17 protein-coding genes and 1 pseudogene are annotated in these 14,086 nt (G+C 64.7%); 10 read left to right on the top strand and 8 right to left on the bottom strand.

Features of this window, described 5'->3' with window-relative positions; genetic code table 11:
- Window positions 1-103: 103 nt before the first annotated feature.
- Window positions 104-1,486 carry a YifB family Mg chelatase-like AAA ATPase gene (locus AC1D09_RS16380; protein ID WP_477664200.1) on the bottom strand — a complete coding sequence of 461 codons (1,383 nt, stop codon included), beginning with the start codon at window positions 1,484-1,486 and terminating at the stop codon, window positions 104-106.
- Here AC1D09_RS16380 and AC1D09_RS16375 point away from each other — a divergent pair.
- Window positions 1,479-2,069 (top strand): hypothetical protein, encoded by a 591-nt coding sequence (locus AC1D09_RS16375; protein WP_477664199.1) that lies wholly within the window; start codon window positions 1,479-1,481, stop codon window positions 2,067-2,069. The genes AC1D09_RS16380 and AC1D09_RS16375 overlap by 8 nt on opposite strands.
- A 151-nt stretch (window positions 2,070-2,220) precedes the next feature.
- Here AC1D09_RS16375 and AC1D09_RS16370 read toward each other — a convergent pair.
- Window positions 2,221-2,418 (bottom strand): annotated as a pseudogene (locus AC1D09_RS16370) (magnesium chelatase domain-containing protein); the annotation flags it as partial.
- 311 nt (window positions 2,419-2,729) lie between these two features.
- Between AC1D09_RS16370 and glnK the strand changes: the two are divergent.
- From glnK to AC1D09_RS16330, 8 genes are all read left to right on the top strand, one after another.
- Window positions 2,730-3,068: a P-II family nitrogen regulator gene (gene glnK, locus AC1D09_RS16365; RefSeq protein ID WP_007873831.1), complete on the top strand. Its 339-nt coding sequence runs from the start codon at window positions 2,730-2,732 to the stop codon at window positions 3,066-3,068.
- 31 nt (window positions 3,069-3,099) lie between these two features.
- Window positions 3,100-4,659: an ammonium transporter gene (locus AC1D09_RS16360; protein WP_477664198.1), complete on the top strand. Its 1,560-nt coding sequence runs from the start codon at window positions 3,100-3,102 to the stop codon at window positions 4,657-4,659.
- A 157-nt stretch (window positions 4,660-4,816) separates the two neighbouring features.
- Window positions 4,817-5,731, top strand: coding sequence for an SMP-30/gluconolactonase/LRE family protein (locus AC1D09_RS16355; protein WP_477701138.1), 915 nt, complete (start codon window positions 4,817-4,819; stop codon window positions 5,729-5,731).
- A gap of 79 nt (window positions 5,732-5,810) precedes the next feature.
- On the top strand, window positions 5,811-6,905 hold the full coding sequence (gene glcE, locus AC1D09_RS16350; protein ID WP_477664196.1) for a glycolate oxidase subunit GlcE: 1,095 nt from the start codon (window positions 5,811-5,813) through the stop codon (window positions 6,903-6,905).
- 7 nt (window positions 6,906-6,912) lie between these two features.
- Window positions 6,913-7,689, top strand: coding sequence for a YoaK family protein (locus AC1D09_RS16345; protein ID WP_477664195.1), 777 nt, complete (start codon window positions 6,913-6,915; stop codon window positions 7,687-7,689).
- A 4-nt stretch (window positions 7,690-7,693) separates the two neighbouring features.
- Window positions 7,694-8,938: a glycolate oxidase subunit GlcF gene (gene glcF / locus AC1D09_RS16340; protein ID WP_477664194.1), complete on the top strand. Its 1,245-nt coding sequence runs from the start codon at window positions 7,694-7,696 to the stop codon at window positions 8,936-8,938.
- A gap of 204 nt (window positions 8,939-9,142) precedes the next feature.
- Window positions 9,143-9,517, top strand: coding sequence for a VOC family protein (locus AC1D09_RS16335; RefSeq protein ID WP_477664193.1), 375 nt, complete (start codon window positions 9,143-9,145; stop codon window positions 9,515-9,517).
- A complete protein-coding gene (locus AC1D09_RS16330) occupies window positions 9,514-9,963 on the top strand; it encodes an EVE domain-containing protein (RefSeq protein WP_477664192.1) in 450 nt (149 codons plus the stop codon). Before AC1D09_RS16335 ends, AC1D09_RS16330 begins: the two co-directional genes overlap by 4 nt.
- A 13-nt stretch (window positions 9,964-9,976) precedes the next feature.
- Here AC1D09_RS16330 and AC1D09_RS16325 read toward each other — a convergent pair whose 3' ends face one another.
- On the bottom strand, window positions 9,977-10,444 hold the full coding sequence (locus tag AC1D09_RS16325; RefSeq protein WP_477664191.1) for an Lrp/AsnC family transcriptional regulator: 468 nt from the start codon (window positions 10,442-10,444) through the stop codon (window positions 9,977-9,979).
- A gap of 144 nt (window positions 10,445-10,588) precedes the next feature.
- Between AC1D09_RS16325 and AC1D09_RS16320 the strand changes: the two genes are divergently transcribed.
- Window positions 10,589-10,813: a DUF6356 family protein gene (locus AC1D09_RS16320; RefSeq protein WP_477664190.1), complete on the top strand. Its 225-nt coding sequence runs from the start codon at window positions 10,589-10,591 to the stop codon at window positions 10,811-10,813.
- Window positions 10,814-10,883: 70 nt separating this feature from the next.
- Here the strand turns inward: AC1D09_RS16320 and AC1D09_RS16315 are convergent, their stop codons facing one another.
- From AC1D09_RS16315 to AC1D09_RS16295, 5 genes are all read right to left on the bottom strand, one after another.
- A complete protein-coding gene (locus AC1D09_RS16315) occupies window positions 10,884-11,414 on the bottom strand; it encodes an N-acetyltransferase family protein (RefSeq protein WP_477664189.1) in 531 nt (176 codons plus the stop codon).
- Window positions 11,415-11,419: 5 nt separating this feature from the next.
- Complete coding sequence (locus tag AC1D09_RS16310) at window positions 11,420-12,013, bottom strand: helix-turn-helix domain-containing protein (RefSeq protein WP_477664188.1); 594 nt, start codon at window positions 12,011-12,013, stop codon at window positions 11,420-11,422.
- 207 nt (window positions 12,014-12,220) lie between these two features.
- Window positions 12,221-13,039, bottom strand: coding sequence for a class I SAM-dependent methyltransferase (locus AC1D09_RS16305; RefSeq protein ID WP_477664187.1), 819 nt, complete (start codon window positions 13,037-13,039; stop codon window positions 12,221-12,223).
- 50 nt (window positions 13,040-13,089) lie between these two features.
- Window positions 13,090-13,668 (bottom strand): GNAT family N-acetyltransferase, encoded by a 579-nt coding sequence (locus AC1D09_RS16300; protein ID WP_477664186.1) that lies wholly within the window; start codon window positions 13,666-13,668, stop codon window positions 13,090-13,092.
- A 29-nt stretch (window positions 13,669-13,697) separates the two neighbouring features.
- Entirely contained in the window at window positions 13,698-14,078 is a 381-nt protein-coding gene (locus AC1D09_RS16295) for a hypothetical protein (RefSeq protein WP_477664185.1), read from the bottom strand.
- Window positions 14,079-14,086: the final 8 nt, after the last annotated feature.

Here is a 14,086-nt window from a genome sequence, read left to right as displayed (position 1 = left end):
GTATCTCAATCAGATACCGGATAGCCGAAGTTGTGACACTTCAGATACAAATGCATTATGAGATCTAAAAAGTGTGCACGTGCGCAGCTGCTGCCGCCGCACCTCACTGGGCGGCCTTGAGCGCCCGCCGGTATTGCACCGCCTCCGCGACATGGACCGTCTGCACCACCTGCGCGCCGGCCAGGTCGGCAATCGTCCTGGCGACTTTCAGGCAGCGGTGGATGCTGCGCCCCGACCAGCCCAGGCGGGCGGCCGCGGTGTTGAGGAATTTCGCGGCCGCGTCATCAAGCTGGCATTGCGCGTCTATGGCCTGGCCTGCCAGCGCCTGGTTGGTGCTGCCTTGGCGGGCCAGGGCGCGCTCGCGCGCCGCGACGACGCGGCGCCGGATATCGGCCGTGGCTTCGCCGGGCGGCGCGTTCACCAGCTCATCGGCCGCCAGGGCGCCGACTTCCACATGCAGGTCTATGCGGTCCAGCAGCGGGCCGCTGAGTTTGCCCTGGTAACGCGAGACCTGCTCGGGCGAGCAGCGGCAGGCCCGCAGGCTGGAGCCGAGGTAGCCGCAGGGGCAAGGGTTCATCGCCGCGACCAGCTGGAAGCGGGCCGGAAACTCGGCGCGCTGGGCGGCCCGCGAGATGGTGATGCTGCCGGACTCCAGCGGCTCGCGCAGCGCCTCCAGCGCCGCGCGCGGAAACTCGGGCAGCTCGTCAAGAAACAGCACGCCGCGGTGCGCCAGCGAGATCTCGCCGGGCCGTGGCGGCGAGCCGCCGCCGACCAGGGCCACGGCGCTGGCGGTATGGTGGGGCGCGCAAGTCGGGCGCAGCGCCCATTTATCCAGCGAAAAGCGGCCGCCCAGGGAGGCCACCGCGGCGCTTTCCAGCGCCTCTTCGGTGCTCATGGCCGGCAGCAGGCCGGCAAAACGCTGGGCCAGCATGGATTTGCCGGAGCCGGGCGCGCCCATCATGAGCACGCTATGGCCGCCGGCGGCCGCAATTTCCAGCGCGCGACGGGCGGCGGCCTGGCCTTTCACGTCGGCCAGGTCCGGGTAGGCCGACTGCGGCGGCGGCGGGGCCGGCCTCACCCGCGACCAGCCGTCCAGCGTCTCCACGGGGGCATCCCCCGGCAAAAACTGCCTGACCACGTCGAGTAAATGCAGCGCCCGGAAGATTTCCGCACCGGGCACCAGGGCCGCTTCCTGGGCGCTGGCTTCCGGCAGCACCAATTTGGGCAGTTTTCCGGCGCCGGCAGCGTCGCGCCCGGGGCGGGCCAGCGCCAGGCTCATGGCCAGCGCGCCGCGCACGGGCCGCAGGTCGCCACCCAGGGACAGCTCGCCCGCGAACTCATAGCCTTCCAGCTTGCGGGCATCGACCTGGCCGCTGGCCGCCAGGATGCCCAGGGCAATCGGTAGGTCGAAGCGGCCGGAATCCTTGGGCAGGTCGGCCGGCGCGAGGTTGACTGTTAGACCCGCTGTAGCATGAGAGATGAACAAGTTAGAACGCTTACTCTCAAAATCAGCTCAGCCTACTCTGCTCGAGCAGGATAGCGTTATTTCTTTTTCAGTGGTCCACAGGACCCACACGACGCTCTATGAGCGAAGTATTTCGATGTACTCGAAAGACTTCTCTCCTGCGGTTAAGCGTTGGCTTTGGCCGGCTCTACTTGAGCTTTCACGGCAGACCGAGATCAGACCAAAGCACGTGATCGAAATAAGCACATTGGTAGAAGGCTTTGCTTTGGCAAAGGATTTGCCATGCTGGAAGGCGCTTACTGCCCTGTCTCCAAAAGATGCGACTGTCGAAAGGGCAGTCGCATTTTTCGCAGAGTTCGAGCATGCGCTGATGAGCAACCTAAAGTTGAAGCCTCCCACTCGTGATCGCGTGAGTCGAGGCGTTCGCTCATTCGTAGCAAGCTATCTGGAAAAAGTAAGCCTCAACTCAAGGTTTGGGCGCTTCCGTGCAACGTATCGGCCACAGCTGAGATACAAAGCACCGGGTCGATCTTTAATAAGTGACATGCCTGGTGGCTCGGGGAATCTAGACGCCGGAAACCGCTATCTGGTCGAGTCTAAGTAGGCCCACGACGCACGGTTTTGGTGACGTTGATCTTTTGACTAAAGACCATCTAAATCCAAGGATGGCCAAGTACCCCGCCAAGGTAGCTGCGGGTGAGTGTTGATAGCTGCTTACTCTGCTCATTAAGCCAAAAAAGTGCTTGACTACCTTTGATCCGCTTATTGGCGGGAAACTCCAGGCCGGTGTTCTGGATGGCGGAGCGCACGCGTTCGCGGGCCTCCTTGACCTCGGTTTCGGCCAGGCCGACCAGCGTGAAGCTGGGCAGGCCGTTGGCCAGGTGGACCTCGACGCGGACGGGTCGCGCTTCCAGCCCCAGCAAGGCGCGGCTGTGCACTAAAGACAGGCTCATGAACTAACTCCCTGGTGATGCTCCAAAGTTGTGCGTAGTGAACGCCCCAATCTGGTGCTTATCGTGTTTTTTTGGATTCCGGTGTTCAACGTGGCAAGCCCGAAGCGGGTGGACTGCGTCCGGCCAAGGGGCTTGCTTTGGCACGGTACGTGCTACGAAGACTTCGTGGAATCCGGGAATAGGACCCTTTCCGCAACCGTCGAAATCCCTGAATCAGAGCGCCTGACCTTTACGCTCAGAAAAACCGTAAAGCAGCTGGAGTGGCGCACCGAGGGGCCGCTTCTTTATTCATCCTTGGAGGAAACCTGAACATGAAACTCGTAACGGCCATCATCAAACCGTTCAAGCTGGACGAAGTGCGGGAAGCGCTGTCCGGTATTGGCGTGCAAGGCATCACGGTCACTGAAGTCAAGGGCTTCGGCCGCCAGAAAGGCCACACCGAGCTGTATCGCGGTGCGGAATATGTCGTCGACTTCCTGCCCAAGGTCAAGATCGAGGCGGCTGTCTCCGACGACCTGGTGGACCGCGTGATCGAAGCGGTCGAAGGCGCGGCCCGCACCGGCAAGATCGGCGACGGCAAGGTCTTTGTCTACAACCTCGAGCAGGTCGTGCGCATCCGTACCGGTGAAACCGGCAAGGAAGCGCTGTAAGGCTCAATCCACACAAAAAGAGAACATCGACATGAAAAAAATACTTGCTTCCCTTGTATTGGGACTGAGCCTGCTGACAACAGGCGCCGTCATGGCGCAAGCCCCGGCCGCCGCGCCCGCCGCTTCCGCAGCCGAAGCCAAACCGGCTGAAGCGGCCGCTTCCGCCGCCGCGCCCGCAGCCTCGGCTGCCGCCGCTCCGGCCGCCGCAGCAGCGGCTTCCGCACCCGCAGCGGCCGCCTCCGCAGCGCCCGCACCTGTTCCCAACAAGGGCGACACCGCCTGGATGATGGTTTCCACGCTGCTGGTCATCATGATGACCGTTCCCGGCCTGGCGCTGTTCTACGGCGGCCTGGTCCGCAGCAAGAACATGCTGTCGGTGCTGATGCAGGTCATGGTCACCTTCTCGATGATCGTGGTGCTGTGGTTCATCTACGGCTACAGCCTGGCCTTTACCGAGGGCAACGCCTTCTTTGGCGGCTTCGACCGGCTCTTCATGAAAGGCATCTGGGACAACGTCGCGGGCACCTTCGCCAACGGCGCGACCTTCAGCAAGGGTGTCGTGATCCCCGAGATCGTGTTCGCCGCCTTCCAGGCCACCTTCGCCGGCATCACCTGCGCGCTGATCGTCGGCGCCTTCGCCGAACGCATCAAGTTCTCCGCCGTGCTGCTGTTCATGGCCATCTGGTTCACCTTCAGCTATGCGCCTATCGCCCACATGGTCTGGTTCTGGATGGGCCCTGACGCCTACACCGGCAAGGAAGTCGCCGACGCCATGAGCGCCAAGGGCGGTTACATCTGGCAAATGGGCGCCCTGGACTTCGCGGGCGGTACCGTGGTGCACATCAACGCCGCCGTTGCCGGCCTGGTGGGTGCCTTCTGCATCGGCAAGCGCATCGGTTACGGCAAGGAAGCCATGGCGCCTCACAGCCTGACCCTGACCATGGTCGGCGCCGCGCTGCTGTGGGTGGGCTGGTTCGGCTTCAACGCCGGCTCCGCCCTGGAAGCCAACGGCTTCGCCGCCCTGGCCTTTATCAACACCCTGGGTGCCACCGCCGCCGCCGTGCTGGCCTGGTGCGTCGGTGAAGCGCTGATGCGCGGCAAGGCCTCCATGCTGGGTGCCGCGTCCGGCGCCGTCGCCGGCCTGGTGGCCATCACCCCCGCAGCCGGCAACGTCGGCATCGGCGGCGGCCTGGTCATCGGCCTGGTTGCCGGCTTCGCCTGCCTCTGGGGCGTGAACGGCCTGAAGAAGCTGCTGGGTGCCGACGACTCGCTGGACGTGTTCGGCGTGCACGGCGTGGGCGGTATCCTGGGCGCATTGCTCACCGGTGTCTTCAATTCGCCGGCCCTCGGTGGCCCAAGCTTCGTGGGTGACTGGGTGACCGCCACGGCCGTGACGCCCGACGCCTACACCATCGCCGGCCAGCTCTGGATCCAGGCCAAGGCCGTGCTGATCACCATCGTCTGGTCCGGCGTGGTCTCCTTCATCGCCTACAAGGTGGTGGACCTGACCATAGGCCTGCGTGTCAGCGAAGAAGACGAGCGCGAAGGCCTGGACATCACGTCCCACGGCGAAACCGCTTACAACCGCTGATACAGCGGACGGGCCACCCCGCAGGCGGCCCGGTCCTGCTAATTATTTACTGAGAGTCTCCTTTGGATGTTCAGCCCGCCGGTGCAAACCGGTGGGCTGTTTTTTTTTGGGGGGGCGTTACAGTGGCGGCTGTCCACACACAAACAAAGGTAGCGTGATGACCTGGCAAACCCTTGCTGCACCGCCCAGCGGACTCGGCGAATCGCCGTTCTGGCACCCCGACGAGCAGATGCTGTACTGGATAGATATTCCCGGCAGGCAGCTGCATCGCTGCAATGTCTTCATGGGCACGGTGGAAAGCTGGGCCATGCCCTCCGAACCCGGCAGCATCGCGCCGGCGCGCAGCGGGGGACTCGTGGTCGCGCTGCGCGACGGCATTTACCGCGCCAGGCAATGGGGTGGTGAACTGCACCAGCTCATGCGGGCCGGCCACGACACGGCGACCACGCGCTTTAACGACGGCAAGGCCGACCCGCTGGGCCGCTTCTGGGCCGGCACCATGTACGAGCCGCGCGACAAGTCCACGGCCGAGCTGTTTTCGCTGGACTGCCGCGGCGGCCGCGCCCCTGTGATCGAGCGCAAGGCGGGCGACGCCATCATCGCCAACGGCCTGGCCTGGTCGCCCGATGCGGCCACGGTTTATTGGTCCGACACGCCGCGCCACATCATCCGGGCCTGGAACTGGGACGCCGAACGCAACACCATGACCGAGCCCCGCGTGTTCGCGCAGTGGCCCGGCAAGCCCGAAGGCTGGTTGCCCGGCATGGCCGGCTACGGCGGGCGGCCCGACGGCGCCGCCGTGGACCGCGAGGGCAATTACTACGTCGCGATGTTTGAAGGCGGGCGCATGCTCAAGCTCTCGCCCGCCGGTGCGCTGCTGGCCGAGTTCGCCGTGCCGGCGCGCTGCCCCACCATGCCCTGCTTCGGCGGCGACGACCTCAAAACCCTGTACCTCACGACCGCGCGCTACAACCGGCCCGAGCAGGAACTGCGTGACTATCCCGACTCGGGCTGCGTGTTTTCCATGCAGGTTGAGGTGCCCGGCCTGCCGGTCAATTTCTTCCAGGACTGACTTTGCAGTTGGCGGCCCCAAAAAACCGAACAAGCCGCGTTCAAAAAAATCAAACCGGCACGGGCGGGCGCCGCTTACCATGTCGGCAATGACTCCAGACACCGACATCAGCGCCGCGCTGGCCGAGCGCGTGCGTGCCGCCGCCGCCGCGCGCACGCCGCTGCGCCTGCGCGGAGGCGGCAGCAAGGATTTTTACGGGCAGGCCCTGGCGGGCGAGATCCTGGACATCCGGCCGCACAGCGGCGTCACGAGCTACGAGCCCAGCGAACTGGTAGTCACCGCCCGCGCCGGCACCCCGCTGGCAGAACTTGAAGCCCTGCTAGCCGGGCAGGGCCAATGCCTACCCTTTGAACCACCGCATTTCGACGGCGCACAAGCCAAAGCCACCGTGGGCGGCATGGTGGCCAGCGGCCTGAGCGGCCCGGCGCGTGCCAGCGTGGGCGCCGTGCGCGACTACATGCTGGGCGTGGTGTTGCTCAACGGCAAGGGCGAGCGCTTGGTCTTCGGCGGACAGGTCATGAAGAATGTGGCCGGCTACGACGTCTCACGCCTGATGGCCGGCTCGTTGGGCACGCTGGGTGTGCTGCTGGAGGTCTCGCTCAAGGTCCTGCCGGTCGCGCCGCAAGAGGCCACGCTGGTCTTTGACATGGATGAGGCCGCGGCGTTGCAACAACTCAATCGCTGGGGCGCCATGCCCTTGCCTGTCAACGCCTCGTGCTGGCGGGAGGGCCGCCTGTGGGTGCGCCTGCGCGGCGCGAAAGCTGCTGTCGCTGCCGCGCAAAAATCCATGGGTGGAGAAGTTCTGGACAGTGACGCGGCCCGCCATTGGACTGCGCTGCGCGAGCAGGCCCAGCCTTTCTTTGCCTTGCAGGGCGACGAATCGCTGTGGCGGCTCAGCGTGCCCGACACGGCGCCGCCGCTTGGGCTGGGCGAGACGCTGGTGGAGTGGGGCGGCGCCCAGCGCTGGGTCAAGCGGCCAGAAAGCGATGCGGCGCTGGTACGCGAAGCGGCGGCCGGGGCCCATGGCCATGCCACCTTGTTTCGCGCGGCCGGCAAATCCGTGCCGGTGTTCTCCGCGCTCAAGCCGCCGCTGGACCGCATACACCGAGAACTCAAAAAGCAGTTCGACCCAGCCGGCGTGTTCAACCCGGGCCGCCTCTACGCGGACTGGTAAACAAGCCATGCGACGCCTTCGCCACCTGACCGGGCAGCACCGGACGCCGTCTATCAACCGCCTGCTGGGCGGGCTGCTGGCATTCAACGCCGGCGCGATCAACGCGGGCGGTTTTCTGCTGGTCAGCATGTACACCTCGCACATGACGGGTTTCGCCTCGCTGCTGGCCGACAACCTGGTGCTGGGCAACATGACGCTGGTGCTGGGTGCTGTGGGCGCGCTGCTGGCCTTTACCACCGGCGCTGCCGTGACGGCCGTGCTGGTGAACTGGGCGCGCCAGAACCACCTGCGCAGCGAATACGCGCTGCCCCTGCTGCTGGAGGCCGTGCTGATGCTGCTGTTCGGGCTGCTGGGCGCGACGCTGAACCGCCAGACCCCTTTCGCCGTGCCGCTGACCGTGCTGGTGCTGGCCTTCACCATGGGCCTGCAGAACGCGCTGGTCAGCAAGATCTCGTCCTCGCAGATCCGCACCACCCATATGACCGGCGTGATCACCGACCTGGGCATAGAGCTCGGCAAGATGTTTTACTGGAACCGCACGGCCAGCCCGCCCGAGTCGCGCGTGCGCGCCAACCGCATCAAGCTGCGGCTGTTCGGTACCTTGCTGGCGATGTTTATCGCCGGCGGCGTGGTGGGCGCGGCCGGCTTCAAGTACATCGGCTTTATCTGGGTCGTGCCGCTGGCGCTCATGCTGCTGGCGCTGTCCCTGCCGCCTCTGTATGCCGATTTCCGGCGCGCCGCCCGGCGCAAGGCCCTCGCCGTGGCCCTGAAAGAGGCGCCCTGACGCCATGCAAACCCATCTCGCCCCCGAATTCAAGAACAGTACCGAAGGCCGCGAGGCCGAAGCGATTTTGCGCAAATGTGTGCATTGCGGTTTTTGCACCGCCACCTGCCCGACTTACCAGCTGCTGGGCGACGAACTCGACGGCCCGCGCGGCCGCATCTACCTGATCAAGCAGGTGCTCGAAGGCGAGGCGCCCACGCGCAAAACCCAGCTGCACCTGGACCGCTGCCTCACCTGCCGCAACTGCGAAAGCACCTGCCCCAGCGGCGTCGAATACGGCCACCTTGTCGATATAGGCCGCAAGCTGGTCGATGAGCGTGTGCCGCGTCCGGGCGGCGAGAAGGCCTTGCGCTGGGCTTTGAAAGAAGGCTTGCCTTCGCCGCTGTTTGCCCCCGCGATGAAGGCCGGCCAGGCTGTGCGCGGCCTGCTGCCTGCGGCCCTGCAAAACAAGGTACCGAAAAAGCAGGACGCCGGCACCTGGCCGCGGCGCGCGCATGCGCGCAAGATGCTGATGCTTGAAGGCTGCGTGCAGCCGGCCATGATGCCCAACATCAATGCCGCGACCGCGCGCGTGCTGGACGCAGCCGGCATAGAAACCGTGCTGGCGCCCAAGGCCGGCTGCTGCGGTGCGGTCAAATTCCACCTCAATGACCAGGAAGGCGGCAAGGACCAGATGCGGCGCAACATCGACGCCTGGTGGCCGCATGTGGCGGCGGCCGAAGGAGGTGAGGGCAGCGGCGTGGAAGCCATCGTCATGAATGCCTCAGGCTGCGGCGTCACCGTCAAGGACTACGGCCACCTGCTCAAGGACGACCCGGCCTATGCGGCCAAGGCCGCGCGCATCAGCGAACTCACGCGCGACCTCAGCGAGTTGATGCCCGAACTGGTGGGCGAGCTGCAGGGCAAGGTCAAGGCCGGTACCGGCGCGCTGGTGTTCCACCCGCCCTGCACCCTGCAGCACGGCCAGCAGCTGCGCGGCGGGGTGGAAACGCTGATGGGCACGCTGGGTTTCCAGGTAACGCTGGCGGCCTCTGAATCCCACCTGTGCTGCGGCTCGGCCGGCACTTACTCGGTGCTCAACCCGGACATCGCCTACCAGCTGCGCGACCGCAAGCTGGGCAATCTGCAGGCCTCGGCGCCCGGCACCATCATCTCGGCCAACATCGGCTGCATCACCCACCTGCAAAGCGGCACGGCAACGCCCGTGCGGCATTGGGTGGAAGTGCTGGATGCTGCGTTGATGTCCTGAGTTGAGCTAAACACCTAACCAGCCGGGGCCGCGGAACTGGCTTTGCCAGGCCGCAGGCGCAGCGCCCCGTTATGTGAGGAAAGGGGCAGCGCAACGCCGTAGGCTCGCGAAGCGGGAAGCGTGGGGGCCAACATCCTCCTGACATGACGTTGTCAGTAGCAGGTCCGCATCATCAAGGCTTCTTCAACACACAAGGAGCCTCCCATGAAAAACGCCGTCACCTGGTTTGAAATCCCCAGCACCCAACTGGACAAAGCCCAGGCCTTTTACGAAGCCGTGCTCGAGTGCAAGATGCGCCGCGAGCCCATGGGCCCGTCGGAAGGCGCGGTGTTTCCCTATGAGCGCGAGGAAGGTGTGGGCGGCGCCCTGTTGGCAGGCCCCACCGCATCGGCGCCGGCATCGAATGGAACCCTGATTTACCTCGATGCCTCGCCCTCGCTGGATGCCGCATTGGCGCGCGCCGTCAAGGCCGGCGGCAAGGTCGCCTTGCCGCGCCAGGCGCTGCCGCCCGGCCTGGGGTTCTTTGCCCACGTCACCGACCTGGACGGCAACCGCGTCGGCCTGCACGCCCTCGCATGAGCCGCAGGAACTGGATAGCCGTCGCCAGCGCCGAGCATGCTCGGCATGGCTGCGTGGATCCGCAAAACGGATTCATGCAGGTCTGCCACGGCAAAAGCGCGCCGCTCAGGCGCATGTCGGCCGGCGACCGGGTGGCCTACTACTCGCCCGCGCTGACCATGGGCGGCAAGGACAAACTCCAGCGTTTTGTGTCCATAGGCCTGGTGCGGGCCGGCGAGCCCTACGCCTTTGACATGGGCGGCGGTTTTGTGCCTTTTCGCCGCGACGTGGCCTATGTGGCCGCGCAGGAGGCGTCCATACTGCCGCTGCTCGATGATTTCGAGTTTGTGGAAGACCGCCAGCGCTGGGGCTACAAGTTCCGTTTCGGCCTGTTCGATATCAGCGACCACGACATGCGGCTGATCGCGCAGGCCATGCGGGCCGACGGCGCAATGCTGGGATTTTGACGCTTTCGGCCCCTCAGGCCGGCAGCGCGTAATCCGTGGGGAGGGCGGTGGTGTGCTTGACCACCTCCATCACGAAGCCCGAACTCACGTCCTGCAGTTCGGCGACCTTGATCAGGCGTTTGTACACGCTGTCGTAACCGGCAATGTCGGGCACGACGACCTTCAGCAGGTAGTCGATATCGCCCGTCATCCGGTAGACCTCCACCACCTCGCGGATGGCGACGATGCCTTTGATGAAGCGCTGGGTCCATGCGTCGTTGTGCAGGCTGGCACGGATGCTCACAAAAGCGGTCAGGCCCAGATTGAGCTTGACCGGGTCGCACAAGGTGACCTGCTGCTTGATGACGCCTTCATCGCGCAGCTTCTGGATTCGCCGCCAGCAAGGTGTCGGCGACAGGCTGACGGCGTGGGCCAGCTCATTGAGCCCCATCGAGGCATCGTCTTGCAACAGCTCCAGGATCCGGATGTCTTTTTTGTCCATGTGGCCAGATTATTAGAAAATAATTCTAATTATGGAAGGATTTCTAGCCGAACTTGCAACTTATTTTCCGATCCGCAGGCCTATGATTCCTGGCAGGCATTGATGCAAGCGGGGTGCAAACCCCGAAAACCGACGGATACGACCATGGAAAAAATTCTCCAGCTGTTCAAGGAACACCCTGACTCCGTAGGGGAGAGCTATTTCGAGCACATGTCGGCTTCCTTTTCATTTGCCGTGCCGCTGCTGTCGGCCGCCGTCGCCGCGTTCATCCACGGCGTGTTCCCCTTCTTCTTCGTCAGGACGGGAAGCCGCATCGTCACTCGCCTGCATGAGCGCATGGTGGTTCATCGCACGGGTAAAAAAGCCTGAAAACAGCGGCGCACGCGCCGCGGGGCCTTGCGCCTGCCGGCGGCACGCCAACAGCCCACAACAACTTCCGTCAGGCCAGCTCGCGGTAAAACACCGTCGTGCCCACCAGCCCGCCGCGCGGCAGCAGCGCGTAGCCGGGAATCACGCCGACGCGCTGCCAGCCCAGGCGCTGGTACAGGCGCTCGCCGTTGTCGCCGGTGACGGTGTCCAGCACCAGCAGCGTCTTGCCGCAGTCGCGCGCCATGGATTCGGCGGCCCGCATCAAGGCCTCGCCCAGGCCCTGGCGGCGGCAGCGGCGGTGCACCAGCATCTTGGCCAGGTCGGCGCGGTGCGGCTGGTTCTCGGGCTGGGCCAGCACCAATTGCACCGTGCCGCAAATGCCTTGGCCATCCTCGGCCACCAGCAGCGCGCGTTCGCCCGTCGCCACGTCGTCGGCCACGCCGCGCCAGAAGGCCTGGGCGCGTTCGCGCGGCAGCGGATGCATAAAACTCACTGAGGCGTCGCCTTCCACGCAGTCGATCAGCACGTCGGCGAGTCCGGCAATCTGCGCCTCATTCACTTCATGCAGGCGCCGCAGCGACCAAGGTGGGGTATTCGTCATGGTGTTCATGCGGGTTCAGTGGCGATCACCACCGCATAGCGCGCGGGTTTTCGCGTCGGGTTGTGGAACATCGTGGGGCGATCCAGTTGCATGGCCAGGCAGTCGCCTTCGCGCAGCGCGTGGCGTGTCTCGCCCACAGTGATGTCAATCGCGCCTTCGAGCACCCACACCTGCTGGTGCACACGCGCGTCGCGCGCGCCGGTCTCAAAGGCCACGCGCCCACCCGGCGGGAAATGCACTTCGACGATCTGCATGGGCTGCGGCACGCCGGGCGGCGAGATGTTGCGCCGCACATAGCCCGAGGCCGGGTCTTGCCACTGCACTTGGTCCGCATGGCGCGCAACAGGGCTGATGGGGCTGGCGGGTGCCCGGGCGGCGGCTGCGTCAAACAGCGAAGCCAGCATCACGCCCAGGCCGGTGGCCAGGCGCTCCAGCACCACGGCCGTGGGGCTGCTCTCGCCGCGTTCTATCAATGAAATCATGGAACGGCTCACGCCGCTTTTGGCGGCCAGCGCTTCCAGCGACAGGCTTTTGGCGGCTCGCAGCTCACGCACGCGTTCGGCGATGCGCTGGTTCAGGTCGGAGGGAATTTCTGTCATGATGGAATTTATTTTCCATTATATTGGAAATGCTGTCCAGCGCCTCAACGGCTGCGGCGTGGAAATGGCGCGGCTCAGGCGCCTATGCTGTCCTCGTTGTCCCAGAGGTGGCGGTAAAAGGCAGCCAGCATCCATCTGGGTGCGGCCGAACAGGCGGCCATCCGCCTCGAACGGCTTGCCAGGGCGCGGCACGCACAGTTCGCGCGCTCAGTTTTCAATGGTGACAACATGCGCCTGGATTTTGCCGTCCACCGGCCCGCGTCCGAAGCGCAGGGCAATCGCTTCCGCCGCAACGTCGGTGGCTTCCAGAAGCCGTGAAGCGTCGCGCGTTTCGATCTCGTTTCGCAGCGGCGTGCCCTGGCAGTAGGCGATCGCTGGAACCCGGGCAGATTCCGCCCGGCTTCGCGCTGCAACCGTGCTGATTTGAGGTGGCGCCATAAATCCGCCGTTTGCAAGATCTTGCTCGATGCTGCGGCGCTCGTAATAGCCGTGCGGCGTGCGGGCCAGGAAGCGCGGCGGGTCTTGAGGAAAGACGGATTCGAGCGCCGTGATCACGGTGTCGGCGAATTCGTTTTCCTCAATCCGGTCCCATACATTAAAAATGAAAACACCTCCCGGCCTGAGTACCCGGCGTGTTTCTGCAAACGCTTTTGACCTTTCAGGGAAGAACATGGCTCCGAATTGGCAGACCACCGCGTCAAAACTCGCGTCCGGAAAAGGCAGTTGCATGGCATCTGCCTGCCGCCACTCCACCGGGCGCGTGGTCCCGACCGCGCAGGCCTGGTCCAGCATCGACTGATTCAAATCCGTGGCCACGACGGAGACACTTTCGGGCAGCACGCTTGTCAACGCACGCGTCACGACACCGGTGCCGGCTGCGATCTCGAGAACACGCGTCAAAGGCCTCGACGCAAGCCGCGCCACCAGATCTGCCGCGTAGGGCTCGAAGATCAGCGGAACCAGATACGTTTCATAGAGCTTCGGAATCGAGCCGCTGAAGACTTTATCGCCGTTGGGATTGCTCATGGTATTTGCCCCCGCTTCGGCATCATTGTGCGCCAACGCTTATCGGCAGCTCAGACGGGCTTGATGCGCACCACAGGCCGCTGCGGCTTGCGCCGCGCGACCTCTTCAAAGCCGGCGTCGTCATACATGGACTTGGCGCCGAACCACATGGTGTCGCCCTGGGCGCGGCCGGGCTTGTCCACCGGGTAGGCCTCCAGCAACGTCACGCCCTGTTTTTTGGCGTAGGCAATCGCCCCGTCCAGCAGCGCCCGCGCGACGCCCTGGCCGCGATGCTCCGCGGGTACGACAAAACAGATGATGGACCAGACAGGCTTGTCATCGACCGGCTTCATCACCGGTGAGCGCTGGAGCTTGGCGTAGTCCTCGCGCGGCCCCAGCGACACCCAGCCGACCGGCAGCTTGCCGCGATAGCCGATCAGGCCGGGCGGGGTGCCGCCGCGCGTGAGCTCTTTGAGCTCGGCGCGATTGGCCTGGGCCGCGGTGGCGCCCGCCGGCAAGGGCCCGCGGGCACCACGGCGGCGGTAAAACATGCACCAGCAGCCGCGCGCCACCGAACAGCCTTTGGCGTTGAAGAGCGCTTCAAGGTCGGGCCAGCGCTCGGGTGTGAGGGGGCGGACAGTGAGCTTCATGGGGCTATGAGGTCGAACCGGTGTTGGCACTATAGCCAAAGCGCCCGCCGGCAGCGATGTGTCTCTTGCTGACGGTGCTGAAGCACTGGCTGTCGGCGGCGGCCAAGCTCGGGGGTATCCATCACTTTAGCGCCAAACAAAAAACGTGGCGCCCTTGAAGTAATGTGGATTCTGAACTCACCCGCATCAGGATGGTCGCTAAAAACATCCACGGCGAGGTTTGAGCCAGCGTCTTTGAACCAGGCAAACCACCCCCAGTCTTCCTGATTGGTCTCAATGCCCTCGTACTTCGCGCGGAGCATGGGGAGCAGTTGATCCATCACGACGTCACCCCCAACACAACATTCGTTGAAGTATTGGGCGCGATCAGCGATGGGGACCAATTTCGTGAAAGCCAGTTCGTACGGCATCGGTGATT

It is taken from the genome of Polaromonas sp. P1_A2, assembly GCF_056406895.1.
Note: the sequence above shows the minus strand (reverse complement) of the source record. Positions and strands in the feature narration are given on the sequence as shown.

Bases quoted from the DNA above. Each gene is read 5' to 3' on its own strand.
- AC1D09_RS16375 (WP_477664199.1), top strand. From the start codon at position 1,479: ATGAACAAGTTAGAACGCTTACTCTCAAAATCAGCTCAGCCTACTCTG.
- glnK (WP_007873831.1), top strand. From the start codon at position 2,730: ATGAAACTCGTAACGGCCATCATCAAACCGTTCAAGCTGGACGAAGTG.
- AC1D09_RS16360 (WP_477664198.1), top strand. From the start codon at position 3,100: ATGAAAAAAATACTTGCTTCCCTTGTATTGGGACTGAGCCTGCTGACA.
- AC1D09_RS16355 (WP_477701138.1), top strand. From the start codon at position 4,817: ATGACCTGGCAAACCCTTGCTGCACCGCCCAGCGGACTCGGCGAATCG.
- glcE (WP_477664196.1), top strand. From the start codon at position 5,811: ATGTCGGCAATGACTCCAGACACCGACATCAGCGCCGCGCTGGCCGAG.
- AC1D09_RS16345 (WP_477664195.1), top strand. From the start codon at position 6,913: ATGCGACGCCTTCGCCACCTGACCGGGCAGCACCGGACGCCGTCTATC.
- glcF (WP_477664194.1), top strand. From the start codon at position 7,694: ATGCAAACCCATCTCGCCCCCGAATTCAAGAACAGTACCGAAGGCCGC.
- AC1D09_RS16335 (WP_477664193.1), top strand. From the start codon at position 9,143: ATGAAAAACGCCGTCACCTGGTTTGAAATCCCCAGCACCCAACTGGAC.
- AC1D09_RS16330 (WP_477664192.1), top strand. From the start codon at position 9,514: ATGAGCCGCAGGAACTGGATAGCCGTCGCCAGCGCCGAGCATGCTCGG.
- AC1D09_RS16325 (WP_477664191.1), bottom strand. From the start codon at position 10,444: ATGGACAAAAAAGACATCCGGATCCTGGAGCTGTTGCAAGACGATGCC.
- AC1D09_RS16320 (WP_477664190.1), top strand. From the start codon at position 10,589: ATGGAAAAAATTCTCCAGCTGTTCAAGGAACACCCTGACTCCGTAGGG.
- AC1D09_RS16315 (WP_477664189.1), bottom strand. From the start codon at position 11,414: ATGACGAATACCCCACCTTGGTCGCTGCGGCGCCTGCATGAAGTGAAT.
- AC1D09_RS16310 (WP_477664188.1), bottom strand. From the start codon at position 12,013: ATGACAGAAATTCCCTCCGACCTGAACCAGCGCATCGCCGAACGCGTG.
- AC1D09_RS16305 (WP_477664187.1), bottom strand. From the start codon at position 13,039: ATGAGCAATCCCAACGGCGATAAAGTCTTCAGCGGCTCGATTCCGAAG.
- AC1D09_RS16300 (WP_477664186.1), bottom strand. From the start codon at position 13,668: ATGAAGCTCACTGTCCGCCCCCTCACACCCGAGCGCTGGCCCGACCTT.
- AC1D09_RS16295 (WP_477664185.1), bottom strand. From the start codon at position 14,078: ATGCCGTACGAACTGGCTTTCACGAAATTGGTCCCCATCGCTGATCGC.